Genomic DNA, 24,091 nt, shown 5'->3' on the forward strand with positions numbered 1-24,091 from the left:
ATCATCAGCGTCACACCAATGGGCAAGCCGATTGAATCCTGGCTTATGTCATAAGTTTCTGATTTGAGATTTTCTATTAGTACGAGCACTCCTGCGCAAGATGTAAGTACGAGAGCGATCGGGTATAGATATCTCAATAATCTGCAGGTCCTGTCCATTCGCTCTCCATCGTTCGGATGTCTGTAAGAATGCTGAAGCTTACTGGGCAGGATTAAACCCGGTTCCGCTCAGCCTTATTTTATGGTCGCCGAAAATGTCGATCTCATAATGCGTTCCGGAAAATACTCTACCTGCTATTGTTAACAACTCAAGGGCAGTTGATCTGTTGCTTGCGTCGAAGTCGTAAGTGTCAGTATAAGCTCTGATAACGCCATCAAAAACCCAGGATCCTGTGTTGTCTCTGGTGAAGTTTCCTTCCATCTTTATCGTTATTCTTCCTAGATAAGCTCCGGTGACGTTGCTGTCATTGATGGTAGCGTAAGGAATCCTGGGGTCGGACAAGTAATAAGTACCAGCTTCTCGAGTGCTTGCAATAGAGCTTGCCAGTAATGGCAGTTCATTGGCTCTGACGTTCAGGCCAATGTTGTTGATGTTGACCCTCATCCTCTCACCATTTCCCCATAGATAATGAGCGAAGGCTTTGATCGGGCTGAAGGTACCACCGGAAAGCTCGGTTGTGAGCGTTTCGTAATTCAGGTTGTACGGAGCCGTCGCTGCGACTTTGATCAGTGCTTCTATGGGGCTTAGTTTTTGCTGTGCCGCAAATGAATCAGCCAAGCTGAAGTTAATGACTTTGTTCTTGAAATATCCATGGCTGATAATGGTGGAACTGTTCAATAAGAAGTTATCGCTTTCCGTGATCCTCCAAAGGTCGCGGACTCCACCCAGAGCATCGTTGTTAATTGCCTTGTTCACCATTTGCAGTTCATAGGTGAAGGCTTTGATTCCGGATTTCATCTCAAGCCAGGCATGAAACATATCCATTTCTGCTGAGGTTATTGCGGGACCATTGCTCAGTGGCAGTGAATAGGTTTGACCGTCATGGGTGATGATGGCCTCTCCTGCGCCCTGCCAATCTGCTGTTGCATAGGTTCCCCATCTGAAACCGGAGTCGACTGTAAAACCGCCAGAGTTTCCTGTTGTACCTCTGGTGATAATAGGGGGAAGCGTAAGTCCATTTTTCATGTGCTCATCCTTGTGGGTATTAGTTATCCTTCTGACGGTTTCATGTTAATGACTCTATGTAGATGTTACCTATGAGAACTTTGTAGGCTGTTTCTGATTGTATCGAGGCTGTTTTTACAGGGCGGGTGTGAAGCGTCGGAGATTTCTATATGGCGGGTAGCCGCTTTCCTGCGCCACTTGGTGCAGATCTATCGGCAGGCGTCGGGTGAGGGAGATGTGATGTTGCGAACAGTGACTTTGAGCGAAACTTTTCCAATACGGATGTTTGTCGCTATCCAATGAAGTCAAAGAGGTAGCAGGCCATTGCAGCCTGCTACCTCCAGTCTTCATGCCTGATGGCTGATCCGGCCATCCACCAGCGTGTAACGCACCACACCCGGCAGGCTGTGGCCGAGGAACGGGCAGTTCTCGCCCTTCGACAGCCAGCTCTCGCCGGCCACGGTCGAAGCCTTCGGATCGAACAGCACGATATCCGCCGCGCCGCCCACTGCCAGCTTGCCTGCCGGCAGGCGCAGGGCCTCGGCCGGGCCGGCGCTCAGGCGTGCCAGCAGGGTCGGCAGGTCCAGCAGACCGTCCTCGACCAGCGTCATCGCCAGCGGCAGCAGCAGTTCGACGCTGCTGATGCCCGGTTCGGTTGCGCCGAACGGTGCCAGTTTCGCATCGCGCTCATGGGGCTGGTGATGGCTGGAAATCGCCGAAACCACCCCGGACTTCACTGCTTCACGCAGACCGTCGCGATCCGCGCGGGTGCGCAGCGGTGGTTGCACGTGATACAGGCTGCTGAAGTCGATCAGCGCTTCATCCGTCAGGATCAGCTGATACAGGGCGACATCCGCCGTGACTTTCAAGCCACGGGCCTGGGCCTGGGCAATCAGGGCTACGCCACGGGCGCTGGTGAGCTGGCTGAAGTGCGCGCGCACGCCGGTCTGCTCGACCAGCAGCAGGTCCCGGGCCAAGGCCACGGTTTCAGCGGTTTCCGGGATACCCGGCAGGCCGAGGAAGCTGGCGGTGGCGCCTTCGTGGGCCAGGCCGCCGTCGGCGAGGTCGTGATCCTGCGAGTTGAAAATCACCGTCAGGTCGAAGGTTGCCGCGTAGTCCAGCGCCCGGCACAGGGTGCGGGTGTTGCGAAAGCTCTCCAGACCGTTGCCGAACGCCACGCAACCGGCGTCGCGTAAGGCAACGAGCTCGGCCAGTTGCTCGCCGTCCAGGCCTTTGCTCAGGGCGCCGATCGGGAATACTTTGGTGTTGCCGGCCTCGCGGGCGCGGTCGAGGATCAGCTCGGCCACGGCGGAGGTGTCGAGCACCGGTTTGGTCTTCGGCGGGCAGCACAGGCTGGTCACGCCACCGGCCGCCGCAGCGCGGGTTTCGCTGGCGATGGTGCCTTTGCGGCTGTAGCCCGGCTCGCGCAGGGCAACGTTCAGGTCGACGAGACCCGGAGCGGCGACAAGGCCTTGGGCGTCGATGGTTTCCACGGCGGTGAAACCTGCCGGTGCCGCGCCGAGGGCGACGATCTTGCAGGCTTCAACGTGAATATCGGTGATTTGATCCAGGCCGCTGCTTGGATCGATGACGCGGGCGCCGAGAATGCTGAGCTTCACTGGGCGTTCTCCTGCTCGAATTGGCGCTGGGCTGTTTGTCCGCTCATGGCCATGGACAGCACGGCCATACGGATCGCGATGCCGTAGGTAACTTGATTGAGGATCACCGAGTGCGGGCCGTCAGCCACCGCCGACTCGATCTCCACGCCGCGGTTGATCGGCCCCGGGTGCATGACGATGCAATCGGGCTTGGCGCCGGCCAGGCGCGCGGTGGTCAGGCCGAACAGGCGGTAGAACTCGCCCTCGCTCGGCAGCAGGCCGCCGGTCATGCGCTCGCGTTGCAGGCGCAGCATGATCACCACGTCGACGTCTTTCAGGCCTTCGGTCATGTCGGTGTAGACCTTCACGCCGTACTGCTCGATACCGATCGGCAGCAGGGTTTTCGGCGCGATCACGCGGATGTCCTGGCAACCGAGGGTCTTCAGGGCGAGCATGTTCGAGCGTGCCACCCGCGAGTGCAGGATGTCGCCGACAATGGCTACCGAGAGATTCTCGAAGCTGCCCTTGTGCCGACGAATGGTCAGCATGTCGAGCATGCCCTGGGTCGGGTGGGCGTGACGGCCGTCGCCGCCGTTGATGATCGCCACCTGCGGGCAGACATGCTCGGCGATGAAGTGTGCGGCACCCGAATCACCGTGGCGCACGACGAACATGTCGGCGGCCATGGCTTCGAGATTGCGCAGAGTGTCGAGCAGGGTTTCGCCCTTGCTGGCCGACGAGGTCGACACGTTCAGGGTGATCACGTCCGCCGACAGTCGCTGGGCCGCCAGTTCGAAGGTGGTGCGGGTGCGGGTGGAGTTTTCGAAGAACACGTTGCACACGGTCTTGCCGCGCAGCAACGGGACCTTCTTCACGGCTCGTGCGCCGACTTCGAGGAACGAGTCGGCGGTGTCGAGGATTTCCGTCAGCAACTCGCGGCGCAGGCCGTCGAGCGAGAGGAAGTGGCGCAGCTGGCCCTGATCATTGAGCTGCAGCGGGCGCTTGGTATCTAGAGGCGTCATCGCGAAGGGGACTCTCAATAGGGCGGATTAAAGGGCAAGGTCTTGCAGTTCGAGGGCCAGCTCCGGACCGGACAGCTTGACCCGCTCGTGGGCGGCGAGCGACAGCGTCGCGCCGACCACGTTCGGGCGGATCGGCAGTTCGCCGGCGTCCAGGTCCAGCAGGCAGACCAGCGTCACGCTGGCCGGGCGGCCGTAGTCGAACAGTTCGTTCATGGCGGCGCGGATGGTCCGGCCGCTCATCAGTACGTCATCGATCAGCACCAGATGCTGGCCTTCGATTTCGAAGGGCAGGGCGGACGGGCGCACTTGCGGGTGCAGGCCGTTCTGGCTGAAGTCGTCGCGGTAGAAGGAAACGTCCAGCGTGCCCAGTGGCGCATCGCTGCCCAGCTCTTCGAGCAGGGCCTGGGCGACCCAGACACCGCCGGTGCGGATGCCGATGTAACGCGGTTCGCTGATACCACGCTGGGCAAGGTGCGCCTTGAGGCGTGTCGCCATCTGGCTGATCAGATCGGCGGGATTGGGCAGGCTCATGGTTGCTCCTTCTCGGGGTCGAGCCGGTTCTCGCGAACCGGGGCTCGGGTTGTAGCCAAAAGAAAAGCGCCGTAGCGCTTGTCAGGATTCAAACAGTGCGGTGTTTTCGTCGAGCCAGCCCTGCAGCAGCAGGGCGGCGGCGATGGCGTCCACCGGGTTGTCGCGGTAACTGCCTTTCTGCCCGCCGCGCACCAGTCGTTCGCCCTTGGCTTCGAAGGTCGTCAGGCGCTCGTCGTGGGTATAGAAGGGCAGGTTGTAGCGGCCGTTGAGGCGGCGGGCGAATTTCTCGGCGCGGGCGCACATCTCGCTGGGCGTGCCGTCCATGTTCAGCGGCAGGCCGACCACCACGGCATCGGGTTTCCATTCCTTTATCAGGGCTTCGACCTGATTCCAGTCCGGCACGCCGTTCTGCGCCTTCAGGGTACACAGCTCGCGAGCCTGGCCGGTAATCACCTGGCCGACCGCCACGCCGATCTGTTTGGTGCCGTAGTCGAAGCCGAGGATCAGGCGCAGGGCCATCAGGCGTGCCCTGCCTGGCTGGTCAGCAGGTTGAGGTTGATCCCCAAGTGCTTGGCCGCCGCTTCCAGGCGCAGTTCGCTGCTGGTGTTGAACAGGATGTCGGCGTCGTACGGGCAGGTCAGCCAGGCGTTGTCGGCCATTTCAGCCTCCAGTTGACCGGCTTCCCAACCGGCGTAGCCGAGGGTGATCAGGCTTTTCGCCGGGCCGACGCCGTCGGCGATGGCGAACAGCACGTCTTGCGAGGTGGACAGTGCAAGGTCGCCCTCCAGCTCGACAGTGGCCTGGAACGTCTTGCCCGCCGGATGCAGCACGAAACCGCGATCGGTCTGTACCGGGCCGCCGATGAAGATCGGCACATGCTGGCACAGCGCTGGCGGATCGATGTCCGGGCGCAGTTGCTCGAGGATGTCGGCCAGATTCAGCTCTTGCGGTCGGTTGACCACCAGCCCCATTGCGCCATTGGCCGTGTGCTCGACGATGTAGGTCAAGGTGTGGGCAAAGTTCGGGTCGGCCATGTGTGGCATGGCGATCAGGAAGTGATGCTTGAGGTAGCTGGGGCTGACGTTTTTCATGTGCGGTAGTGTGGCGTTCGGGGGGCGAACTGACAAGCTGGAGCGGTCAAAAGATCGGCTCAGTTGCTGGACAGCCGGTCGCCCCGGGCGAATTTCCAGGTGCGGATGATTTCCAGTCGGTCGATGTCCGACAGGTCGCCGGTAAACGGTGCGAAAGGCGCGGCCAGCCGCACGATGCGCTGCGCCGCCTGATCCAGCAGCGGCTGGCCGGAGGATTCCAGCACCAGCACTTCATACAGCGAGCCGTCGCGGTTGATCGACACCATCAGGCGCAGATTGCCGTAGATCTGTTGGCGACGGGCTTCGTCGGGGTAATTGAGGTTGCCGATGCGCTCGACCTTCTTGCGCCATTCGTCCTTGTACCAGGCGCCCTTGTCGCGCATGGTCGAGGCCGCGCTCAGGCGGTGGATGCGCGGGCGCTTGGCGTACAGCTGTTGTTCGTTGGCCAGTTCGGCTTCGAGGCTGGCGATGTCGCTGGAGAGCTGCGAGCTGTCGAAAGTCGGGGCATCGACCGTCGGTTTGGTCTCGGTCTTGGCTTCTTCTTTCTTGGTCGGCGCTTTTTTCGGTTTCGGCGCGACGGTGGTCACGGCCGCCTTGGGCGCCGCTTCCTGCACTTCCGGCTTGGCGGCCGGCGGCGGGGTGACTTTCTTGACCTGATTGTCCTGGAACGGCGCGACCTCGGTGGTCTTGGGGATCGCCTTCTTGTCGAGGGTGCCGCTGCCTTCCTGGTTTTCCTGGGCGAGGAAATCGGCCTTCTTGGGCTTGGTTTCGCTCTTGAAGGTGGCGAGGGTGATTTCCAGGGTTTTGCTGATCTGCTTGGGCTCGACCATGGTGAAACCCACGCCGAGCAGCAGCGCCAGATGGATCAGCGCCGCAAGAAACAGGGTAAATCCGAGGCGATCGACCGGGCGCACGCCCTTATGGGCGAGTTCAGCAGGCAGATCGGACGGAAGTGTCATGACAAGAAAACCAACATCGCGTTTTTCACAGGCCGCGCATGATAACGCAATGTTGGTTTCACGCCTTGGGCTTCAAGCATCAAGCGACAGGCTGCATGTGACACACATCAACCTTGCAGCTTTTTCTCGATGGCATCCATCAGCATTCCGCCGATGTCGGTGCCGAAGGCATTGTCGATCTCGCGGATGCAGGTCGGGCTGGTGACGTTGATTTCGGTCAGGTGCTCACCGATCACGTCGAGGCCGACGAACAGCAGGCCCTTCGCGCGCAAGGTCGGGCCGACCTGAGCGGCGATCCAGCGGTCCTTGTCGGTCAGCGGACGGGCTTCGCCACGGCCGCCGGCCGCGAGGTTGCCACGGGTTTCGCCTTGGGCCGGAATCCGCGCCAGGCAGTAATCCACCGGCTCGCCGTCGATCATCAGGATGCGCTTGTCGCCGTCCTTGATAGCCGGCAGGTAGGCCTGGCCCATGATCTGCTGGGTGCCGAGGGCGGTCAGGGTTTCCAGAATCACCGACAGGTTCGGGTCGCCGATGCGGTGACGGAAGATCGAAGTACCGCCCATGCCGTCCAGCGGCTTGAGGATCACGTCGCCATGCTTGGCGGCGAATTCACGCAGCACGTCGGCGCGGCGGCTGACCACGGTCGGTGGCGTGCACTGCGGGAACAGCGTGGCAAACAGCTTTTCGTTGCAGTCGCGCAGGCTCTGCGGCTTGTTGACCACCAGTACGCCGGCGGATTCGGCCTGTTCGAGCAGGTAGGTGGAGTAGACGAATTCCATGTCGAATGGCGGATCCTTGCGCATCAGGATCACGTTCAGGTCGCTGAGCAGGGAATCCTGTTCGGCGCCCAGTTCGAACCATTTTTCCGGGTTGGCGAAGACTTTCAGCGGCTTCATCCGCGCCCGTGCCTGACCTTCACCTTGATAAAGGTCTTTCTGTTCCATGTAGAACAGTTCCCAGCCGCGCTTCTGCGCCGCCAGCAGCATGGCCAGCGAGCTATCCTTTTTATAGGAAATGCTGGCGATTGGGTCCATGACTATCCCGACGCGAACGCTCATTGGGTTTTCCTCGAAAATTGGCTACCGGATCGGTATGAAAAAAGTGCCGCCAGAGTGGCTCCGGGCGGGTTTTCGGTCAAGGAAAAACCCGTCGATAGATTGCGTCAGGAGACTGTGCTAAAAAGGCTGCCATATCGTGCTGGCCCTTAAGCATCAAGGGTTTCCGGCCATTACGCATCGCAAAACGGACAAATTGATTCGCAAAGGCGACGGTAGAGCCCCCTTATGGAACAGCAGTCCAGCGCCTTGAAGGTCATGGTGATCGACGACTCGAAAACGATTCGTCGCACTGCCGAGACCCTGTTGAAAAATGCAGGGTGCGAAGTCATCACGGCGATCGACGGTTTCGACGCCCTGGCGAAGATCGCCGACAACCACCCCGGGATCATTTTTGTCGACATCATGATGCCGCGTCTGGATGGTTATCAGACCTGCGCTTTAATCAAGAACAACAGTGCCTTCAAGGCGACGCCGGTGATCATGCTGTCGTCCCGCGACGGGCTGTTCGACAAGGCCAAGGGGCGGATTGTCGGTTCCGATCAATTTTTGACCAAACCTTTCAGCAAGGAAGAACTGCTCGACGCGATTGCGGCCCATGTTCCGGGCTTTGCCGCTGATTTGCCGCAGTAAGACACGCACAGTGACGCTCGGCCAGCGGGCCCGGTGTCGACAAGAAAAAATGGGGAAGACCATGGCACGTATTCTGATCGTCGATGACTCGCCGACCGAAATGTACAAACTGACCGGCATGCTGGAAAAGCACGGCCACGAAGTGTTGAAAGCCGAAAACGGCGCCGACGGCGTGGCCCTGGCCCGTCAGGAAAAACCCGACGCGGTGCTGATGGACATCGTCATGCCCGGCCTCAACGGTTTCCAGGCGACCCGCCAACTGACCAAGGACGCTGAAACCAGCCACATCCCGGTCATCATCATCACCACCAAGGATCAGGAAACCGACAAGGTCTGGGGCACCCGCCAGGGCGCCAGGGATTACCTGACCAAACCGGTCGACGAAGACACGCTGATCAAGACCCTGAACAACGTGCTGGCCGGTTGATCGCGCCGCCATGAGCGAGTCGCTGACCGCGTTCGAACTGTTGTGGCAGATCGACCAGCGCTGTCGCCTGCTGGCGGCGGACCTGCCGTCGCAACCGGCGCGCCAGGATCGCTGGAGCGGCATCGGCTTTCGCCTCGGCGAGCACTGGTACGTCGCGCCGATGGGCGAGGTCAGCGAAGTGCTGCCCGAACCGCGTTTCACCCAGATGCCGGGGGTGAAGCCCTGGGTCAAGGGCGTGGCCAATCTGCGCGGGCGGTTGTTGCCGATCATGGACCTGTGCGGATTCTTCGGCCATGAGCTGTCACCGATGCGCAAGCAGCGGCGGGTATTGGTCGTGGAGCATCAGGACGTGTTTGCCGGTGTGCTGGTCGATGAGGTTTTCGGCTTGCAGCACTTCGAGCAGGACAGCTTCGAACCCGTCTCGATCCGTAAACGGCAAGGCTCCAAGGGCGAGTTCGTCAAAGGCTATTTCCGGCGCGAGCAGAACTGGCGAGTGTTCAGCCTGTTTGCGCTGGCGCAGTCACCGAGTTTCATGCACGTCGCGGTTTAACAGGCGAGGACCGATGATCAAAGCAAAAACCAGCAAGCCCGCAGAAGGCTCGCGCAGCCGCTCGCAGATCATCGTGCTGTTCATCGCGCTGATCGTGTTCATCATGCTGCTGTTCGCCAATTTCGCTTACCTCAACACCCAGGCCAACTACGACAAGCAGTACATCGGTCACGCCGGCGAGCTGCGAGTGCTGTCGCAGCGGATCGCCAAGAACGCCACCGAAGCCGCCGCCGGCAAGGCTGCCGCGTTCAAGTTGCTCAGCGATGCGCGCAACGATTTCGCCCAGCGCTGGGGTTACCTGAAGAAGGGCGACCCGGCCACCGGCCTGCCGCCGGCACCGTCCACCGTGCGCCCGGAAATGCGCGCCGTGCAGTTGGACTGGGAACGCCTGCTGAAAAACACCGACGCCATCCTGTCCAGCGAACAGACCGTGCTGTCCCTGCATCAGGTCGCCGCAACCCTGGCCGAAACCGTGCCGCAGTTGCAGATCGAATACGAAAAAGTCGTCGAGATCCTCCTGCAACGCGGCGCCCCGGCGGCGCAGGTGGCGATGGCCCAGCGTCAGTCGCTGCTGGCCGAGCGGATTCTCGGTGCGGTCAACACCGTGCTCTCCGGCGATGAAAACTCGCAACAGGCCGCCGATGCCTTCGGCCGTGACGCCACGCGCTTCGGACAGGTGCTCAACGGCATGTTGCAAGGCAACCCGACCCTTAAGATCAGCCAGGTCGAGGACCGTGATGCCCGTGCGCGCCTGAGCGAAATTGCCGAGTTGTTCCAGTTTGTCTCCGGTTCGGTGGATGAAATCCTCGAAACCTCGCCGGAGCTGTTCAAGGTCCGCGAGTCCGCCACCAACATCTTCAGCCTGTCGCAGACCCTGCTCGACGAAGCCTCGCACCTGGCCACCGGTTTCGAGAACCTCGCCGGCGGACGCAGCACCGATACCATCGGCGGCTACGTGCTGGGCCTGCTGGCACTGGCGTCGATCATCCTGATCGGCATGGTCATGGTCCGGGAAACCAACCGGCAGTTGCAGGAAACCGCCGAGAAGAACGAGCGCAACCAGAACGCGATCATGCGTCTGCTGGACGAAATCGAAGACCTCGCCGACGGCGACCTGACGGTGACCGCCTCGGTGACCGAAGACTTCACCGGGACCATCGCCGACTCGATCAACTATTCCGTCGACCAGTTGCGCGACCTGGTGGCGACCATCAACCTCACCGCCGGCCAGGTCGCCGCCGCGGTGCAGGAAACCCAGGCCACCGCCATGCACCTGGCCCAGGCGTCGGAGCATCAGGCGCAGCAGATTTCCGAAGCCTCGACGGCGATCAACGACATGGCCCAGTCCATCGACCAGGTGTCGGCCAACGCTGCCGAATCCTCGGCGGTGGCCGAGCGTTCGGTGGAAATCGCCAACAAGGGCAACGAGGTGGTGCACAACACCATCCACGGCATGGACAACATTCGCGAACAGATCCAGGACACCGCCAAACGCATCAAGCGCCTGGGCGAGTCGTCCCAGGAAATCGGCGACATCGTCAGCCTGATCGACGACATTGCCGACCAGACCAACATCCTTGCGCTCAACGCGGCGATTCAGGCGTCGATGGCCGGTGACGCCGGGCGCGGTTTTGCGGTGGTGGCCGACGAAGTGCAACGGCTGGCCGAACGTTCGTCCGCCGCGACCCGGCAGATCGAGACGCTGGTGCGGGCGATCCAGACCGACACCAACGAAGCCGTGATTTCCATGGAACAGACCACCACCGAAGTGGTGCGCGGTGCGCGGCTGGCGCAGGATGCCGGTGTGGCCCTGGAAGAAATCGAAGGCGTGTCCAAGACCCTCGCGGCGCTGATCCAGAGCATTTCCAACGCGGCGCAGCAGCAGACGTCTTCGGCCGGGCAGATTTCCCTGACGATGAACGTGATCCAGCAGATCACCTCGCAGACTTCGTCCGGCTCCACGGCCACCGCCGAAAGCATCGGCAACCTGACGAAAATGGCCAGCCAGTTGCGGCGTTCGGTGTCCGGGTTCACCTTGCCGGCGGCGGTAACGCCCGCCACGGGCAAGGCGTGAGGCCTGCGGGCGAGATCATGTCGAGCGGAGTGGTTATGGGCGACCGGCACGACTACGTGGCCCTCGAATGGGTCAAGGGCGAAATTGCCGAAACGCTGAGGCAGGCGCATCAGGCCATCGAAGCCGTGCTCGACGATCCGCAGTCGGTGCCCGGGCTGGACGAGTGCCTGGCGTGCATCCATCAGGTCCACGGCAGCCTGCAGATGGTCGAGTTCTACGGCGCGGCCTTGCTCGCCGAAGAGATGGAACATCTGGTCGAAGCCCTGCAGAACGACCGCGTCAGCCACCGCGACGAAGCCTTGCACCTGCTGTTGCAGGCCTTCGGCCAACTGCCGACCTACCTCGAACGCGTGCAAAGTGCTCGCCGTGACTTGCCGCTGGTGGTACTGCCGCTGATCAACGATCTGCGCAGCGCCCGGGGCGAAAGTCTGTTGTCCGAGACCAGCCTGTTCAGCCCGCAATTGCCGGAGTTGCCGCCGCTGAGTCAGGAAGCGCTGGCCCTGCTGGAACCGGCCGATTTACCCAATGTGCTGCGCAAGTTGCGGCAAATGTTGCAGATGGCGCTGGTGGGCTTGCTCCGCGAACAGGACGATCAGACGCACCTCGGTTACCTGAGCAAAGTCTTCACCCGTCTCGAAGCCTTGAGCGGCGATGCACCCTTGAGTCCGTTGTGGCAAGTCGCCTCGGCGCTGGTCGAGGGCATGCGCGAAGGGCGGATCGCCAACAGTCCGGCCCTGCGCAGCCTGTTCAAGGACGCCGACAAGGAACTCAAGCGCCTGCTCGAACAAGGCATGGCCGGCCTCAACCAGCCACCGCCGCCCGAGCTGTTCAAAAGCCTGCTGTTCTATATTGCCAAAGCCGAACATCCCACCGGGCAGATGCTGACCATGAAAGATCGCTACTCCCTGGACGACGCGTTGCCTGACAGCGCGATGGTCGACGAAGAACGCGCGCGCCTGGCCGGCCCCGACCGCGATGCGATGCGCTCGGTGCTCGCGGCGCTGTGCGAAGAGCTGGTGCGGGTCAAGGAACGCCTCGATCTGTTCGTGCGCAGCGACCGCCAGCACACCTCGGATCTGGACAGCCTGCTGGCGCCGCTGCGGCAGATCGCCGACACCCTCGCGGTGCTCGGTTTCGGCCAGCCGCGCAAGGTCATCATCGATCAATTGGCGGTGGTGCTCAGCCTCGCTCAGGGCCAGCGCGAACCGAACGATGCCACGCTGATGGACGTCGCCGGCGCCTTGCTCTACGTCGAAGCGACGCTGGCCGGGATGGTCGGCACGGTGGAACCGGAGAGCCCGGAAGACTCGCGCCTGCCCACCACCGACCTGACGCAGATCCACCAGATCGTGATCAAGGAAGCACGCATCTGCCTGCAACAGGCCAAGGACATGATCGTCGACTACATCGACGCCGACTGGGATCGCCAGCAACTGCAACCGTTGCCGGCGCTGCTGACCCAGGTGCGTGGCGCGCTGGCGATGATTCCGTTGACCCGTGCGGCGAGCCTGCTGGAAGCCTGCAACGGCTTTATTCGCGAGCATCTGCTGCTCGATCCCCACGAGCCGGGCTGGCAGCAACTGGATAACCTCGCGGACGTCATCACCAGTCTCGAGTATTACCTCGAACGCCTGACCGATGACCCGCAGGCACCGAGCGAGCAATTGCTGGATGTCGCGCAGAAAAGTCTGGCCCGTCTCGGTTACTTTCCTGACGAGCCGCCCAGTGGACAGCATGTGCCCGTGCTCGAAGATGTGCTCAGCCCCAGCGAAGCGCTGGTCATGCAGGACCTGCAGGAACTCGATGATCCGCAAATCGCCCAGTCGCTGGCCGATGTGCTGGCCAGCCCTGTGTCGGCGGTCAACCCGCCGGCACTGACTACGCCCGGCAGCTTGCTGCCGCCGCCCGCCGATGAAGAACCGGTGGACGATGAGTTGCGTGAAGTGTTCCTCGAAGAGACCGAGGAAGTGCTCGATGTGCTGCGCGACTACCTGCCGCGCTGGACCGCCGACCCGCAGGACCGCGCAGCCCTCAGTGAGCTGCGCCGGGCCTTTCACACCCTGAAAGGCAGCGGACGCATGGTCCGTGCGCTGGTGCTCGGCGAACTGGCCTGGGCGGTGGAAAACCTGCTCAATCGTGTGCTGGAACACAGCGTCGAACCGGCGCCGGCGGTGCAGCAATTGCTCGCCGATACGCTGCTGTTGTTGCCGGACCTGATCGCCGAATTCGCCATCAATGGTCAGCGTCAGCGCCAGGATGTCGATCACCTCGCGGCCCGGGCCCATGCATTGGCCAAGGGCGACACGCCGCTGCCGGCCGAAGACGCGGAAGACGTCGCAGCGCTCGATCCGCTGTTGCTGGAGATTTTCCGCAACGAAGCCGAAACCCACCTCGCCAGCCTCAATCGTTTCCTCGATCAGGCTGCCGAACACGTGCCGTTGCAGGCCAGCGACGAACTGCAGCGAGCGCTGCACACCCTCAAGGGCAGCGCGTCGATGGCCGGCGTATTGCCGATCGCCGAACTGGCGGCGCCGCTGGACAAACTGGCCCGGGAGTTCAAGGCCCACCAACTGGCGCTGGACCTCGACGAAGTGGAATTGCTGCTGGAAGCCGAAGGCCTGTTCCGCGTCGGCCTGCGCCAGCTCAAGCACGATCCGCTGGCGCCGATTGTCGGTGCGCAGTCGCTGATCAAGCGTACCGAAACCCTGCTGAGCGAGCGGCTGGAATCCATCCTCAACGCACCGAGCAGTGCCCTGCGGGTCAAGCGCGATCCGCAACTGATCAACAACTTTCTGGCCCAGGGCATGGACATCCTGCTCGACGCCGAAAACCTCTTGCAGCGCTGGCAGCAGCATCCCGGCGAGCGCCAGGAGCTCAGTGCGCTGCTGGATGAACTGACGACCCTTGGCGAGGCCGCGCACCTGGCGGATCTGCTGCCGGTGGACGTGTTGTGCGAAGCCTTGCTGGACTTGTATGGCGCGGTGGAAGAAAGCAGCCTGGCAGTCAGCGAGCGGTTTTTCCATGAGGCGCAGCAGGCTCACGAAGCGCTGATCAACATGCTCGACGAACTGGCCGCCGGCCAGGAAATCACCCCGCAACCCCAGCGCATCCGTGCGCTGCACGAACTGCTCGACGAAGGCCTCGACCCGTCGGCCATGGGCCTGATCCGCAGCGACGGCAGTCGGACTCTGAGCATTTCCGAGCTGGGCAGCGCCACTGCCGAACTGCAAAAAAGCACCGGGATCGGCGCGGATGACGAGATCGTCGAGATCTTCCTCGAAGAGGCGGTGGACATTCTCGACAGCGCCGGACAAGCCTTGCAGCGCTGGTTGAACGACCCGGAAAACGGCGCGCCGCTGTCGTCGCTGCAACGGGACTTGCACACCCTCAAGGGCGGTGCGCGGATGGCCGAGGTCGAGGCGATCGGCGACCTGGCCCAGGAGCTGGAAAACCTCTACGAAGGACTGGTGGATCGCCGCTACAACCACAGCGACGCACTGGGCCGACTGTTGCTGCAAAGCCATGAACGACTGGCGTTGTACCTCGATCAACTGCATGACCATCAGCCGCTGAAACCGGCGCCGGACCTGATCGACGCGATCCGCCAGTTCCGTCAGGGCCAGTCAGGCGCTTCCGAGACGCCGCCCGAAGCCGCCAGCCATGACGCCGCCGGACACGACCCGGAGCTGCTGGAAATCTTCCTCGAAGAAGGTTTCGACATCATCGAAAACTCCGGTGCCGCGCTGCTACGCTGGCAGGCCGAACCCGGCAACCGCCAGGAAGTGGAAACCCTGCTGCGCGATCTGCACACCCTCAAGGGCGGCGCGCGGATGGTGGAAATCGGCCCCATCGGCGACCTCGCCCATGAGCTCGAATACCTCTACGAAAGCCTGTCCTCCGGCACCCTGCAAAGCAGCGCCGAACTGTTTGCCCTGTTGCAGCGCGGCCATGACCGGTTGGCGCAGATGCTCGATGCGGTGCGCGCCGGCCAGCCATGCCCGCCGGCGGATCGACTGATCGGCGCGATCCAGAATTTCAGCCACCCGGTGGCGGTGGAAACGCCTGCACCGATACTGCCGTTGCCCTTGAAGAGCGAACCCGCCGCACCCGCTGCCGAGGCGGGTGCGGACATGGTCAAGGTCTCCGCCGAACTGCTGGATGAGCTGGTCAACCTCGCGGGCGAAACTTCGATTTTCCGTGGGCGTATCGAGCAACAGGTCAGCGATGCGCAGACCGCGCTGAACGAAATGGAAACCACCATCGAGCGTATGCGCGACCAGTTGCGCCGGCTCGACACAGAAACCCAGGGGCGGATTCTCAGCCGTCAGCAAGTGGACGCCGAACGTCTGGGCTACGAAGAATTCGATCCGCTGGAAATGGATCGCCATTCGCAGTTGCAGCAGTTGTCCCGGGCCCTGTTCGAATCCGCCTCCGACCTGCTCGACCTCAAGGAAACCCTGGACCGGCGCACCCACGACGCCGAGAACCTGCTGCAACAGCAAGGCCGGATCAACACCGAATTGCAGGAAGGCCTGATGCGCACGCGCATGGTGCCGTTCGAGCGCATGTTGCCGCGACTCAAACGCATCGTCCGTCAGGTGGCCGAAGAGCTGAACAAGGACGTGGCGTTCACCGTCGGCAACGCTGAAGGCGAGATGGATCGCAACGTCCTCGAACGCATGGCGGCGCCGCTGGAGCACATGTTGCGCAACGCCGTCGACCATGGTCTGGAGCCGGCCGATGTGCGACTCGCTGCCGGCAAACCGGCTCAGGGTCAGATCAGCCTCGACCTGTCCCGTGAGGGCAGCGATATCGTGTTCGACATCCGCGACGACGGCGCCGGGGTGCCGCTGGACGCCGTGCGGCGCAAGGCGATCAAGCGCGGCTTGCTGGCACCGAACGCTGAAATCAGCGACCGCGAAGTGTTGCAGTTCATCCTGCAACCGGGCTTCTCCACCGCCGAGAAAATCACCCAGATTTCCGGGCGCGGCGTGGGCATGGACGTGGTCCACGAAGAAGTGCGGCAACTGGGCGGCACCATGAGCATCGATTCGGTGCCGGGGCAGGGCGTGCATTTCCGTATTCGTCTGCCGTTCACCGTGTCGGTCAACCGCGCGTTGATGGTGCAGTGCGGCGAGGATCAATACGCGATTCCGCTAAACACCATCGACGGCATCGTCCGCGTGTTGCCGAATGAATTGGACGGGCATTTCCGTCACGATCCGCCGCGCTACGAGTACGGCGGCCAGCGTTATGAGCTGTGTTATCTGGGCGAACTGCTGAAAACCGCGCCACGGCCGAAACTGCTCGGCCAGAGCCTGCCGCTGCCGGTGCTGCTGGTGCAGTGCAACGACCGGCACATCGCGGTGCAGGTCGACGCCATGGCCGGCACCCGCGAGATCGTGGTCAAGAGCCTTGGCCCGCAGTTCGCGGCGGTGCAGGGCGTGTCCGGGGCGACGATCCTCGGCGATGGCCGGGTGGTGCTGATCCTCGATCTGCTGGCGCCGATCCGCGCGATGCAGGCGCGGTTGCCGCAGCGTCCGGCGGGTCACGAAATCGAGAGCGAGCCGCAGAAGCCGCTGCTGGTGATGGTGGTCGACGACTCGGTCACCGTGCGCAAGGTCACCAGCCGCCTGCTCGAACGCCACGGCATGAACGTACTGACCGCCAAGGACGGGGTCGATGCGATGTTGCTGCTGGAAGAACACATGCCCGACCTGATGCTGCTCGACATCGAAATGCCGCGCATGGACGGCTTCGAAGTGGCGACCCAGGTGCGCCACGATGAACGCCTGCAACACCTGCCGATCATCATGATCACTTCGCGCACAGGCCAGAAACACCGCGACCGCGCCATGGCCATCGGCGTCAACGACTACCTCGGCAAGCCGTACCAGGAATCGGTGCTGCTCGAAAGCATTGCCCTGTGGAGCAAAAAACATGCATGAGCGGCGTCATAACCAGCGCAGCAGCCAGCTCACCGGGCTGTTGCTGCCGCTGGCCGATCGCAACCTGATCCTGCCCAACGTCGCCGTCGCCGAGCTGATCGACTATCAGTCCAGCGCCTTCGATCTCGATACACCGCCGTGGTATCTGGGCCGGGTGACCTGGCGCGAGCGGCAGATTCCGCTGCTGAGTTTCGAGTCGGCGTGCGGCAACAAGATCGTCATCGGCGAACGGGCCCGAATCGTCATCCTCAACGCCCTCGGCGGATTGCCGACGCTGCGTTTCATTGCCTTGCTGGTGCAGGGGATTCCGCGCTCGTACAAGCTCGACAGCCAGTTGAGTTATGTCGACGTGCCGCTGTGCGCGCTGGAGCAGGCGGCGGTGCAGGTGGGGGAACAGGTGGCGAAGGTGCCGGATCTGTTGGCGCTGGAGAAGTTATTAGTGGATGCAGGCTTGGCGTAATCGTTACTCCAGGCGTAACGATTACGCGCCGCGCTTGATTGATGCCCCCACCCGACACTCCTAAGGTAGCTCCACGACAGCGAACCCCGTGGAGTGAGCATGACAACAACAATTTCCCCCGACTCGCGCTGGACGCGGCGGCGTGACGAGAAGCAGCGGCGCCTCGACAAGGTGCGCGGGCTGGCCGACGGTGTGGTGTTGCCCACCGACAGGATCGTCGCGGCGCTCGAAGCGCTGATCCTGCCCGGCGACCGTGTGGTGCTGGAGGGCAACAACCAGAAGCAGGCGGATTTCCTTTCCCGTGCGCTGGCCAAGGCTGATCCCGAGAAGCTCCACGACCTGCACATGATCATGCCCAGTGTCGGCCGCTCCGAGCATCTGGACCTGTTCGAGCGCGGCATCGCCCGCAAGCTCGATTTCTCCTTTGCCGGCACCCAGAGCCTGCGCATCAGCCAGTTGCTCGAAGACGGCCTGCTGGAAGTCGGCGCAATCCACACCTACATCGAACTCTACGCCCGGCTGGTGGTGGACCTGATCCCCAACGTCGTGCTCTCGGCCGGGTTCATGGCCGACCGTGCCGGCAACATCTACACCGGCCCGAGTACCGAAGACACCCCGGCGCTGATCGAACCGGCGGCGTTCAGCGATGGCATCGTCATCGTCCAGGTCAATCAACTGGTGGACGACGTCAGCGAACTGCCCCGCGTGGACATTCCCGCATCGTGGGTGGATTTCGTGGTGGTGGCGGACAAGCCGTTCTACATCGAGCCGCTGTTCACCCGTGACCCTCGGCACATCAAGCCTGTGCACGTGTTGATGGCGATGATGGCGATTCGCGGGATCTACGAAAAACACAATGTGCAGTCGCTGAACCACGGCATCGGTTTCAACACCGCGGCCATCGAACTGATCCTGCCGACCTACGGCGAATCCCTCGGCCTCAAGGGCAAGATCTGCCGCAACTGGACGCTCAACCCGCACCCGACTTTGATCCCGGCGATTGAAAGCGGTTGGGTCGAAAGCGTGCATTGCTTCGGCACCGAACTGGGCATGGAGAACTACATCGCAGCCCGCCCTGACGTGTTCTTCACCGGCCGTGACGGCTCGCTGCGTTCCAACCGGATGTTCTGCCAACTGGCCGGGCAATACGCGGTGGACCTGTTCATCGGCGCGACCCTGCAAGTCGATGGCGACGGCCATTCCTCCACCGTCACCCGTGGCCGCCTCGCCGGTTTCGGCGGCGCGCCGAACATGGGCCACGACCCGCGCGGCCGGCGTCACGGCACCCCGGCATGGCTCGATATGCGTCATGACGATTCGCAGCAACCGATGCTCGAACGCGGCAAGAAGCTCGTGGTGCAAATGGTCGAGACCTTCCAGGAGGGCGGCAAACCGACCTTCGTCGAAACCCTCGACGCGGTGGAAGTGGCGAAGAAAAGCGGTATGCCGCTGGCGCCGATCATGATCTACGGCGACGACGTCACCCACCTGCTGACCGAAGAGGGCATCGCCTACCTGTACAAGGCGCGTTCGCTGGAAGAGCGTCAGGCGATGATCGCCGCCGTTGCGGGTGTCACCGCCATCGGCCTGCGCCACAACTCGAAAGACACCGAGCGCATGCGCCGCGAAGGCCTGATCGCCTTGCCCGAAGACCTCGGCATCCGCCGCACCGACGCCACCCGCGAACTGCTCGCGGCGAAGAGCGTGGCCGATCTGGTCGAGTGGTCCGGCGGCCTCTACAACCCGCCCGCCAAGTTCAGGAGCTGGTAATGCACGCACTCAATCTGAAAGCGAAACCTGTTTCTTTGGCTGACCGATTAGCGGATCTGGCCGTAGATGCGCTGATCGACGAAGCCGACCTGTCGCCGAAGCCGGCGCTGGTCGACCGCCGTGGCAACGGTGCGCACACCGACCTGCACCTGGGATTGATGCACGCCTCGGCGCTGGCGTTGTGGCCGGCGTTCAAGGAAATGGCCGAGGCTGCGCTTGAGTTTGGCGAGATCGGCTTGCCGCTGCGCGAAGCCATTGGCCGCATCGGAAGGGAAGGCGAGCAAGCGATGCTCGCCACCACCCACGGCGTGAACACCCATCGCGGTGCGATCTGGGCGTTGGGCCTGCTGGTTACGGCCGCTGCGCTGGACACGAAAACCACCAGCGCTGGCGCCGTTGCTCTGCGCGCCGCACGCCTGGCGTTGCTCGATGACCGTTATGCGCCGCGCCCCCTGAGCCACGGCGCGCAAGTCGCGCAACGCTACGGCGCTCGCGGTGCCCGGGAAGAAGCGCAGCTCGGCTTCCCCTCCGTGGTGCAGCGCGGACTGCCGCAGCTCAAGCGCAGCCGCGCCGCCGGCCATGGCGAACAGAACGCCCGGCTCGATGCCTTGCTCGCAATCATGACCGACCTTGCCGACACCTGCGTGCTGTACCGCGCCGGCGAACCGGGCCTGCACGCCATGCAACACGGCGCCCGGGCGGTGCTCGATGCCGGGGGCAGTGCCAGCCTCACCGGTCGCCGCCGCCTGCACGAACTGGATCAACAACTCATCGCATTGAATGCCTCGCCCGGTGGCGCCGCCGACTTGCTCGCCGCCACGCTGTTGCTCGACCGGATCGAGCACGACGGCATCCTTCAGGGAGCGTTTTGATGGAAACCTTATCCTTTGAATTCCCCGCCGGGCAGCCGCCACGCGGTCGGGCGCTGGTGGGCTGTGTCGGCTCGGGCGATCTGGAAGTGCTGATCGAACCAGGCCTGGCCGGCAAGCTGACAATCAATGTACAGACCTCGGTCAACGGTGCGCAGCAGCGCTGGCAGCATCTGTTTGCGCGGATGTTCGACGGCACCACGCCACCGGCGATGGCCATCGATATCCATGATTTCGGCGCGACGCCGGGCGTGGTGCGCCTGCGACTGGAACAAGGCTTCGAGGAGATCGGCCATGACTGACACCTCGGCACTTTTGCACAAACATTCGTTCGTCGAACTCGGCGCACGGCAGCGGGCAAAAGCCTTGCTCGACGCCGGCACCTTCCGCGAACTGCTCGATCCCTTCCAACGCGTCATGTCGCCGTGGCTCGAACGGCAGGGCGTAGTGCCGCAGGCCGATGACGGCGTGGTGATCGCCAAGGGCAGCCTTGACGGTTTGCCGGTGGTGATCGCGGCGATTGAAGGTGCGTTTCAGGGTGGCAGTCTCGGTGAAGTCGGCGGCGCCAAAATCGCCGGCGCGCTGGAACTGGCCGCCGAAGACAACCGCAAAGGCATTCCGACCCGCGCCATCCTGCTGCTGGAAACCGGCGGTGTGCGCTTGCAGGAAGCCAACCTCGGGCTGGCTGCGATTGCTGACATCCACGCGGCAATTGTCGACTTGCAGCAGTACCAACCGGTGGTTGGTGTGGTGGCCGGCAGCGTCGGTTGCTTTGGCGGGATGTCGATTGCCGCCGCCCTGTGCAGCTACTTGCTGGTGACCCAGGAAGCACGCCTCGGCCTGAACGGCCCGCAGGTGATCGAGCAGGAAGCCGGGATCGAGGAATACGACTCCCGCGACCGGCCTTTCATCTGGAGCCTGACCGGTGGCGAGCAACGTTTCGCCAGTGGCCTGGTGGACCGTTATGTCGCCGATGACGTGGCGCAGATTCGCCAGCAGGTCGGCGAGTTGTTGCAACAGGGCTTGCCGCTGCAACCGCGCAGTCAGCGGGCCGAGTGGTTCCTGCAACGGCTGACGAGCCTGGACACTGACAAGCAAATCGAGCCTTCGGTGGTTCGCGATCTGTATCAAGGAGAGCGCTCATGAGCGGTTATTCCGTGCGCGGTTTGAACTGGTTCAACGCCCTGAGCGCTGGCGCGAATGCCGTTGAAGGTTTGCCGCCCTCGCTGAAGGTCGCCGACGGGGCACTCGGGCGTTTTATCGCCGTGGTCGCCGATCCGGACAACCGTTTCCCTCGGGCTCGCAACGGCGAAGTCGGATTGCTCGAAGGCTGGGGCCTGGCCAAGGCTGTGGATGATGCGATCACCGCCGACCGTGACAAAACACAAAAGCGCCCATTGATCGCCATCGTCGATGTGCCGAGCCAGGCCTATGGTCGCCGCGAAGAAGCCCTCGGCATTCATCAGGCCCTGGCCGGTGCGGCGGACGCTTATGCCCGCGCTCGCCTGGCCGGGCATCCGGTGATTGCGCTGCTGGTGGGCAAGGCCATGTCCGGAGCGTTTCTGGCCCATGGTTATCAGGCCAATCGCTTGATCGCCCTGCGCGATCCGGGGGTGATGGTGCACGCAATGGGCAAGGCGTCGGCGGCGCGGGTGACCTTGCGCAGCGTCGAAGAGCTGGAAGCCCTGGCCTCCAGCGTGCCGCCGATGGCCTATGACATCGACAGCTATGCCAGCCTCGGATTGCTCTGGGAAACCCTGTCGGTGCAGCAGATCGAACAGCCGACAGCGGAGGATCTGGCACGAGTCGGCGAATGCCTGAAGCAAGCCATCGGTGATATTGGCGCAACGGATCTGAGCAATCGTCTCGGCGCGAAAAACCGTGAAGCCTCCAGCCGTGTGCGTGAACTGCTGAGGGCGCAGTGGTGAACATGCCTCTGGCCCACGACCTGCTGTGGGGCATGACGCCGGCGCAGTTGCCGGCGGATGCGCCGCAGTGGGCGATTGATTCGCTGGCTGCCGGGCAGCCGGTGGTGGTGCGGCGGGCGCTGAGTGAAGACGGGTTCGTGGCGGTGGGCGTGCGCGGTCGTTTGCGCGAGCAGCGGCTGGCGGCGTTCATGCCTGTCGATTCGATTGCCTGTCGGGTCAGTCCCGAGGCGCTTTGTCAGGTCGAGAGCGAGCGTGATCTGCCAGTCATGCAGGCGCTCCGGCAACTGCGGCCGATGCTCGATGATTGCGGTTGGATCTGGGGCGTCAGTGGCAGTGCCGGGTTTGAACTGGCGAGCGGGTTTGCAGCCATGCACGAGGCCAGCGATCTCGACTTGATCCTGCGTACACCGCAACTCATCACCCGTAATCAGGCACGCAAACTGGTTGCGATTTTCGATCAAGCAATCTGCCGGGTCGACATGCAATTGCAGACGCCATTCGGTGCCGTCGCCCTGCGCGAGTGGGCCGGAAACGCTTCGCGGGTGCTGCTGAAAAACGCCCATGAAGCCTGTCTGGTCAGCGACCCATGGAACCCGCAGGAGCAGGCAGCGTGAGCAGTCTGCTGGTGTTTCCCGGCCAGGGTGCGCAGCAGCCCGGCATGCTCCAGCGTTTGCCTCGGGAAACGCTGATCGAGGCCAGCGATAGCCTGGGGGAAGATGTCTTGCGGCTGGATTCGAGCGAAGCGTTGCACAGCACCCGGGCGGTTCAGCTTTGCTTGCTGATCGCCGGCGTCGCGGCCTCGCGGCAGTTGCTGCAGGACGAACTCACCGCAGATTACGTCGCCGGTCTGTCCATCGGTGCGTATCCGGCAGCGGTTGTCGCCGGAGCGTTGCGCTTCAGTGATGCGCTGCATCTGGTCAGCCTGCGCGGTGAGTTGATGCAGCAGGCTTATCCACAGGGCTTCGGCATGACCGCGATCATTGGTCTGCAATTATCCACAGTCGAAACGCTGCTGGCGCAGGTGCACGGCGCAGAAACGCCGGTTTACCTGGCCAACATCAACGCCGATAACCAGGTGGTGATTGCCGGCAGCGACAAGGCGATGCAAGCGGTCGCCGAGCTGGCGCGCAGCCGTGGCGCCGGGCTGGCAAAACGTCTGGCGGTCAGCGTGCCGTCGCATTGCCCGTTGCTGGATGAGCCTGCGCAAATACTCGCCGAAGCGTTTAAAAAGATTGAACTGAAAACACCGAAAATCGCTTACCTGAGCGGCAGTCGCGCAAGGCCTGTGACCAAGGTAGAAGCGCTGCGCGACGATCTCGCCTTCAACATGTGCCGCGTGGTGGACTGGCGCGGCACCGTGCAAAGCGCCTACGAGCGTGGCGTGCGACTACAGATCGAACTGCCGCCCGGTGCGGTGCTGACCGGGCTGGCGCGCCGGGTGTTCGACCAGGGGACTGTCACTGCCTTCGACAGCGCCCGGCTCGACACCTTGCAGGCGCTGTTGCGTGAGGAGGAGGGCAGAAGAATCTAAATCACCGACTCAGGCTTCGAACAACAAAAACAACATTCGACGATGCACTTTGAGGACTACAACAATGATTATTTACGGTGTGGCGCTGCTGGCGATCTGTACGCTGGCAGGGGTGATCATGGGTGACCTGCTCGGCGTGTTGCTGGGGGTCAAATCCAACGTCGGCGGGGTCGGCATCGCCATGATCCTGTTGATCTGTGCGCGGCTGTGGATGCAAAAACGCGGCGGCATGACCAAGGACTGCGAGATGGGCGTCGGCTTCTGGGGCGCCATGTACATTCCGGTGGTGGTGGCGATGGCCGCGCAACAGAACGTCGTCACCGCCCTGCACGGCGGCCCGGTGGCGGTGCTGGCGGCAATCGGTTCGGTGGTGGTCTGTGGTTGCACCATTGCCCTGATCAGCCGCACCCACAAGGGTGAACCCTTGCCCGACGAGCCGGCGGAAGTCTCCCCGGTCGGCACACCCGTAGGAGGTCGCTGA

General features: G+C 62.8%; 22 protein-coding genes. 14 read left to right on the forward strand and 8 right to left on the reverse strand.

Annotated features, from left to right (window positions below):
• Positions 1-198 precede the first annotated feature (198 nt).
• The 8 genes from AC07NR_RS12260 to gshB all read right to left on the reverse strand — a co-directional run bounded on the left by AC07NR_RS12260 (position 199) and on the right by gshB (position 7,423).
• Positions 199-1,185, reverse strand: coding sequence for a lipid II-degrading bacteriocin (locus tag AC07NR_RS12260; RefSeq protein ID WP_495078643.1), 987 nt, complete (start codon positions 1,183-1,185; stop codon positions 199-201).
• Between the two features lie 326 nt (positions 1,186-1,511).
• Positions 1,512-2,783: a dihydroorotase gene (locus AC07NR_RS12265; protein WP_114886087.1), complete on the reverse strand. Its 1,272-nt coding sequence runs from the start codon at positions 2,781-2,783 to the stop codon at positions 1,512-1,514.
• Positions 2,780-3,784 carry an aspartate carbamoyltransferase catalytic subunit gene (locus AC07NR_RS12270; protein WP_025109148.1) on the reverse strand — a complete coding sequence of 335 codons (1,005 nt, stop codon included), beginning with the start codon at positions 3,782-3,784 and terminating at the stop codon, positions 2,780-2,782. Before AC07NR_RS12270 ends, AC07NR_RS12265 begins: the two co-directional genes overlap by 4 nt.
• Positions 3,785-3,811: 27 nt before the next feature.
• The gene (gene pyrR, locus AC07NR_RS12275) at positions 3,812-4,315 is read right to left on the reverse strand and encodes a bifunctional pyr operon transcriptional regulator/uracil phosphoribosyltransferase PyrR (protein WP_114886085.1); all 504 of its coding nucleotides are present in this window, start codon (positions 4,313-4,315) and stop codon (positions 3,812-3,814) included.
• 81 nt (positions 4,316-4,396) lie between these two features.
• Complete coding sequence (ruvX, locus tag AC07NR_RS12280) at positions 4,397-4,834, reverse strand: Holliday junction resolvase RuvX (protein ID WP_085709079.1); 438 nt, start codon at positions 4,832-4,834, stop codon at positions 4,397-4,399.
• Complete coding sequence (locus AC07NR_RS12285; RefSeq protein WP_085709080.1) at positions 4,834-5,406, reverse strand: YqgE/AlgH family protein; 573 nt, start codon at positions 5,404-5,406, stop codon at positions 4,834-4,836. The genes ruvX and AC07NR_RS12285 overlap by 1 nt, the downstream gene beginning before the upstream one ends.
• A gap of 59 nt (positions 5,407-5,465) precedes the next feature.
• Positions 5,466-6,365 (reverse strand): energy transducer TonB, encoded by a 900-nt coding sequence (locus AC07NR_RS12290; RefSeq protein ID WP_273539168.1) that lies wholly within the window; start codon positions 6,363-6,365, stop codon positions 5,466-5,468.
• Positions 6,366-6,472: 107 nt separating this feature from the next.
• Complete coding sequence (gene gshB, locus AC07NR_RS12295) at positions 6,473-7,423, reverse strand: glutathione synthase (RefSeq protein WP_495078644.1); 951 nt, start codon at positions 7,421-7,423, stop codon at positions 6,473-6,475.
• 225 nt (positions 7,424-7,648) lie between these two features.
• Here gshB and pilG point away from each other — a divergent pair, with 225 nt between their 5' ends.
• The 14 genes from pilG (at position 7,649) to madL (ending at position 24,091) form a co-directional block, all read left to right on the forward strand.
• Positions 7,649-8,053 carry a twitching motility response regulator PilG gene (gene pilG / locus AC07NR_RS12300; protein WP_085709083.1) on the forward strand — a complete coding sequence of 135 codons (405 nt, stop codon included), beginning with the start codon at positions 7,649-7,651 and terminating at the stop codon, positions 8,051-8,053.
• Between the two features lie 61 nt (positions 8,054-8,114).
• Positions 8,115-8,480, forward strand: coding sequence for a twitching motility response regulator PilH (gene pilH, locus AC07NR_RS12305; RefSeq protein WP_011336365.1), 366 nt, complete (start codon positions 8,115-8,117; stop codon positions 8,478-8,480).
• Positions 8,481-8,490: 10 nt separating this feature from the next.
• Positions 8,491-9,030 (forward strand): chemotaxis protein CheW, encoded by a 540-nt coding sequence (locus AC07NR_RS12310; RefSeq protein ID WP_085709084.1) that lies wholly within the window; start codon positions 8,491-8,493, stop codon positions 9,028-9,030.
• 13 nt (positions 9,031-9,043) lie between these two features.
• On the forward strand, positions 9,044-11,104 hold the full coding sequence (locus AC07NR_RS12315) for a methyl-accepting chemotaxis protein (RefSeq protein ID WP_495078645.1): 2,061 nt from the start codon (positions 9,044-9,046) through the stop codon (positions 11,102-11,104).
• A 35-nt stretch (positions 11,105-11,139) separates the two neighbouring features.
• The gene (locus tag AC07NR_RS12320; RefSeq protein ID WP_495078646.1) at positions 11,140-17,052 is read left to right on the forward strand and encodes an Hpt domain-containing protein; all 5,913 of its coding nucleotides are present in this window, start codon (positions 11,140-11,142) and stop codon (positions 17,050-17,052) included.
• Entirely contained in the window at positions 17,045-17,512 is a 468-nt protein-coding gene (locus AC07NR_RS12325) for a chemotaxis protein CheW (protein ID WP_096817632.1), read from the forward strand. Before AC07NR_RS12320 ends, AC07NR_RS12325 begins: the two co-directional genes overlap by 8 nt.
• Before the next feature lie 99 nt (positions 17,513-17,611).
• A complete protein-coding gene (mdcA, locus tag AC07NR_RS12330) occupies positions 17,612-19,282 on the forward strand; it encodes a malonate decarboxylase subunit alpha (RefSeq protein ID WP_495078647.1) in 1,671 nt (556 codons plus the stop codon).
• Positions 19,282-20,154, forward strand: coding sequence for a triphosphoribosyl-dephospho-CoA synthase (locus tag AC07NR_RS12335; RefSeq protein ID WP_495078648.1), 873 nt, complete (start codon positions 19,282-19,284; stop codon positions 20,152-20,154). The genes mdcA and AC07NR_RS12335 overlap by 1 nt, the downstream gene beginning before the upstream one ends.
• Entirely contained in the window at positions 20,154-20,453 is a 300-nt protein-coding gene (locus AC07NR_RS12340; protein WP_003229075.1) for a malonate decarboxylase subunit delta, read from the forward strand. The genes AC07NR_RS12335 and AC07NR_RS12340 overlap by 1 nt, the downstream gene beginning before the upstream one ends.
• On the forward strand, positions 20,446-21,297 hold the full coding sequence (locus AC07NR_RS12345; RefSeq protein WP_248739947.1) for a biotin-independent malonate decarboxylase subunit beta: 852 nt from the start codon (positions 20,446-20,448) through the stop codon (positions 21,295-21,297). The genes AC07NR_RS12340 and AC07NR_RS12345 overlap by 8 nt, the downstream gene beginning before the upstream one ends.
• Positions 21,294-22,079 (forward strand): biotin-independent malonate decarboxylase subunit gamma, encoded by a 786-nt coding sequence (gene mdcE / locus AC07NR_RS12350; protein ID WP_495078649.1) that lies wholly within the window; start codon positions 21,294-21,296, stop codon positions 22,077-22,079. Before AC07NR_RS12345 ends, mdcE begins: the two co-directional genes overlap by 4 nt.
• Positions 22,073-22,693, forward strand: coding sequence for a malonate decarboxylase holo-ACP synthase (locus tag AC07NR_RS12355; protein ID WP_248739949.1), 621 nt, complete (start codon positions 22,073-22,075; stop codon positions 22,691-22,693). Before mdcE ends, AC07NR_RS12355 begins: the two co-directional genes overlap by 7 nt.
• On the forward strand, positions 22,690-23,610 hold the full coding sequence (gene mdcH, locus AC07NR_RS12360; protein ID WP_495078650.1) for a malonate decarboxylase subunit epsilon: 921 nt from the start codon (positions 22,690-22,692) through the stop codon (positions 23,608-23,610). The genes AC07NR_RS12355 and mdcH overlap by 4 nt, the downstream gene beginning before the upstream one ends.
• A gap of 64 nt (positions 23,611-23,674) precedes the next feature.
• A complete protein-coding gene (gene madL, locus AC07NR_RS12365; protein ID WP_085709094.1) occupies positions 23,675-24,091 on the forward strand; it encodes a malonate transporter subunit MadL in 417 nt (138 codons plus the stop codon).

It is taken from the genome of Pseudomonas sp. GW821-FHT09C09, from assembly GCF_059418105.1.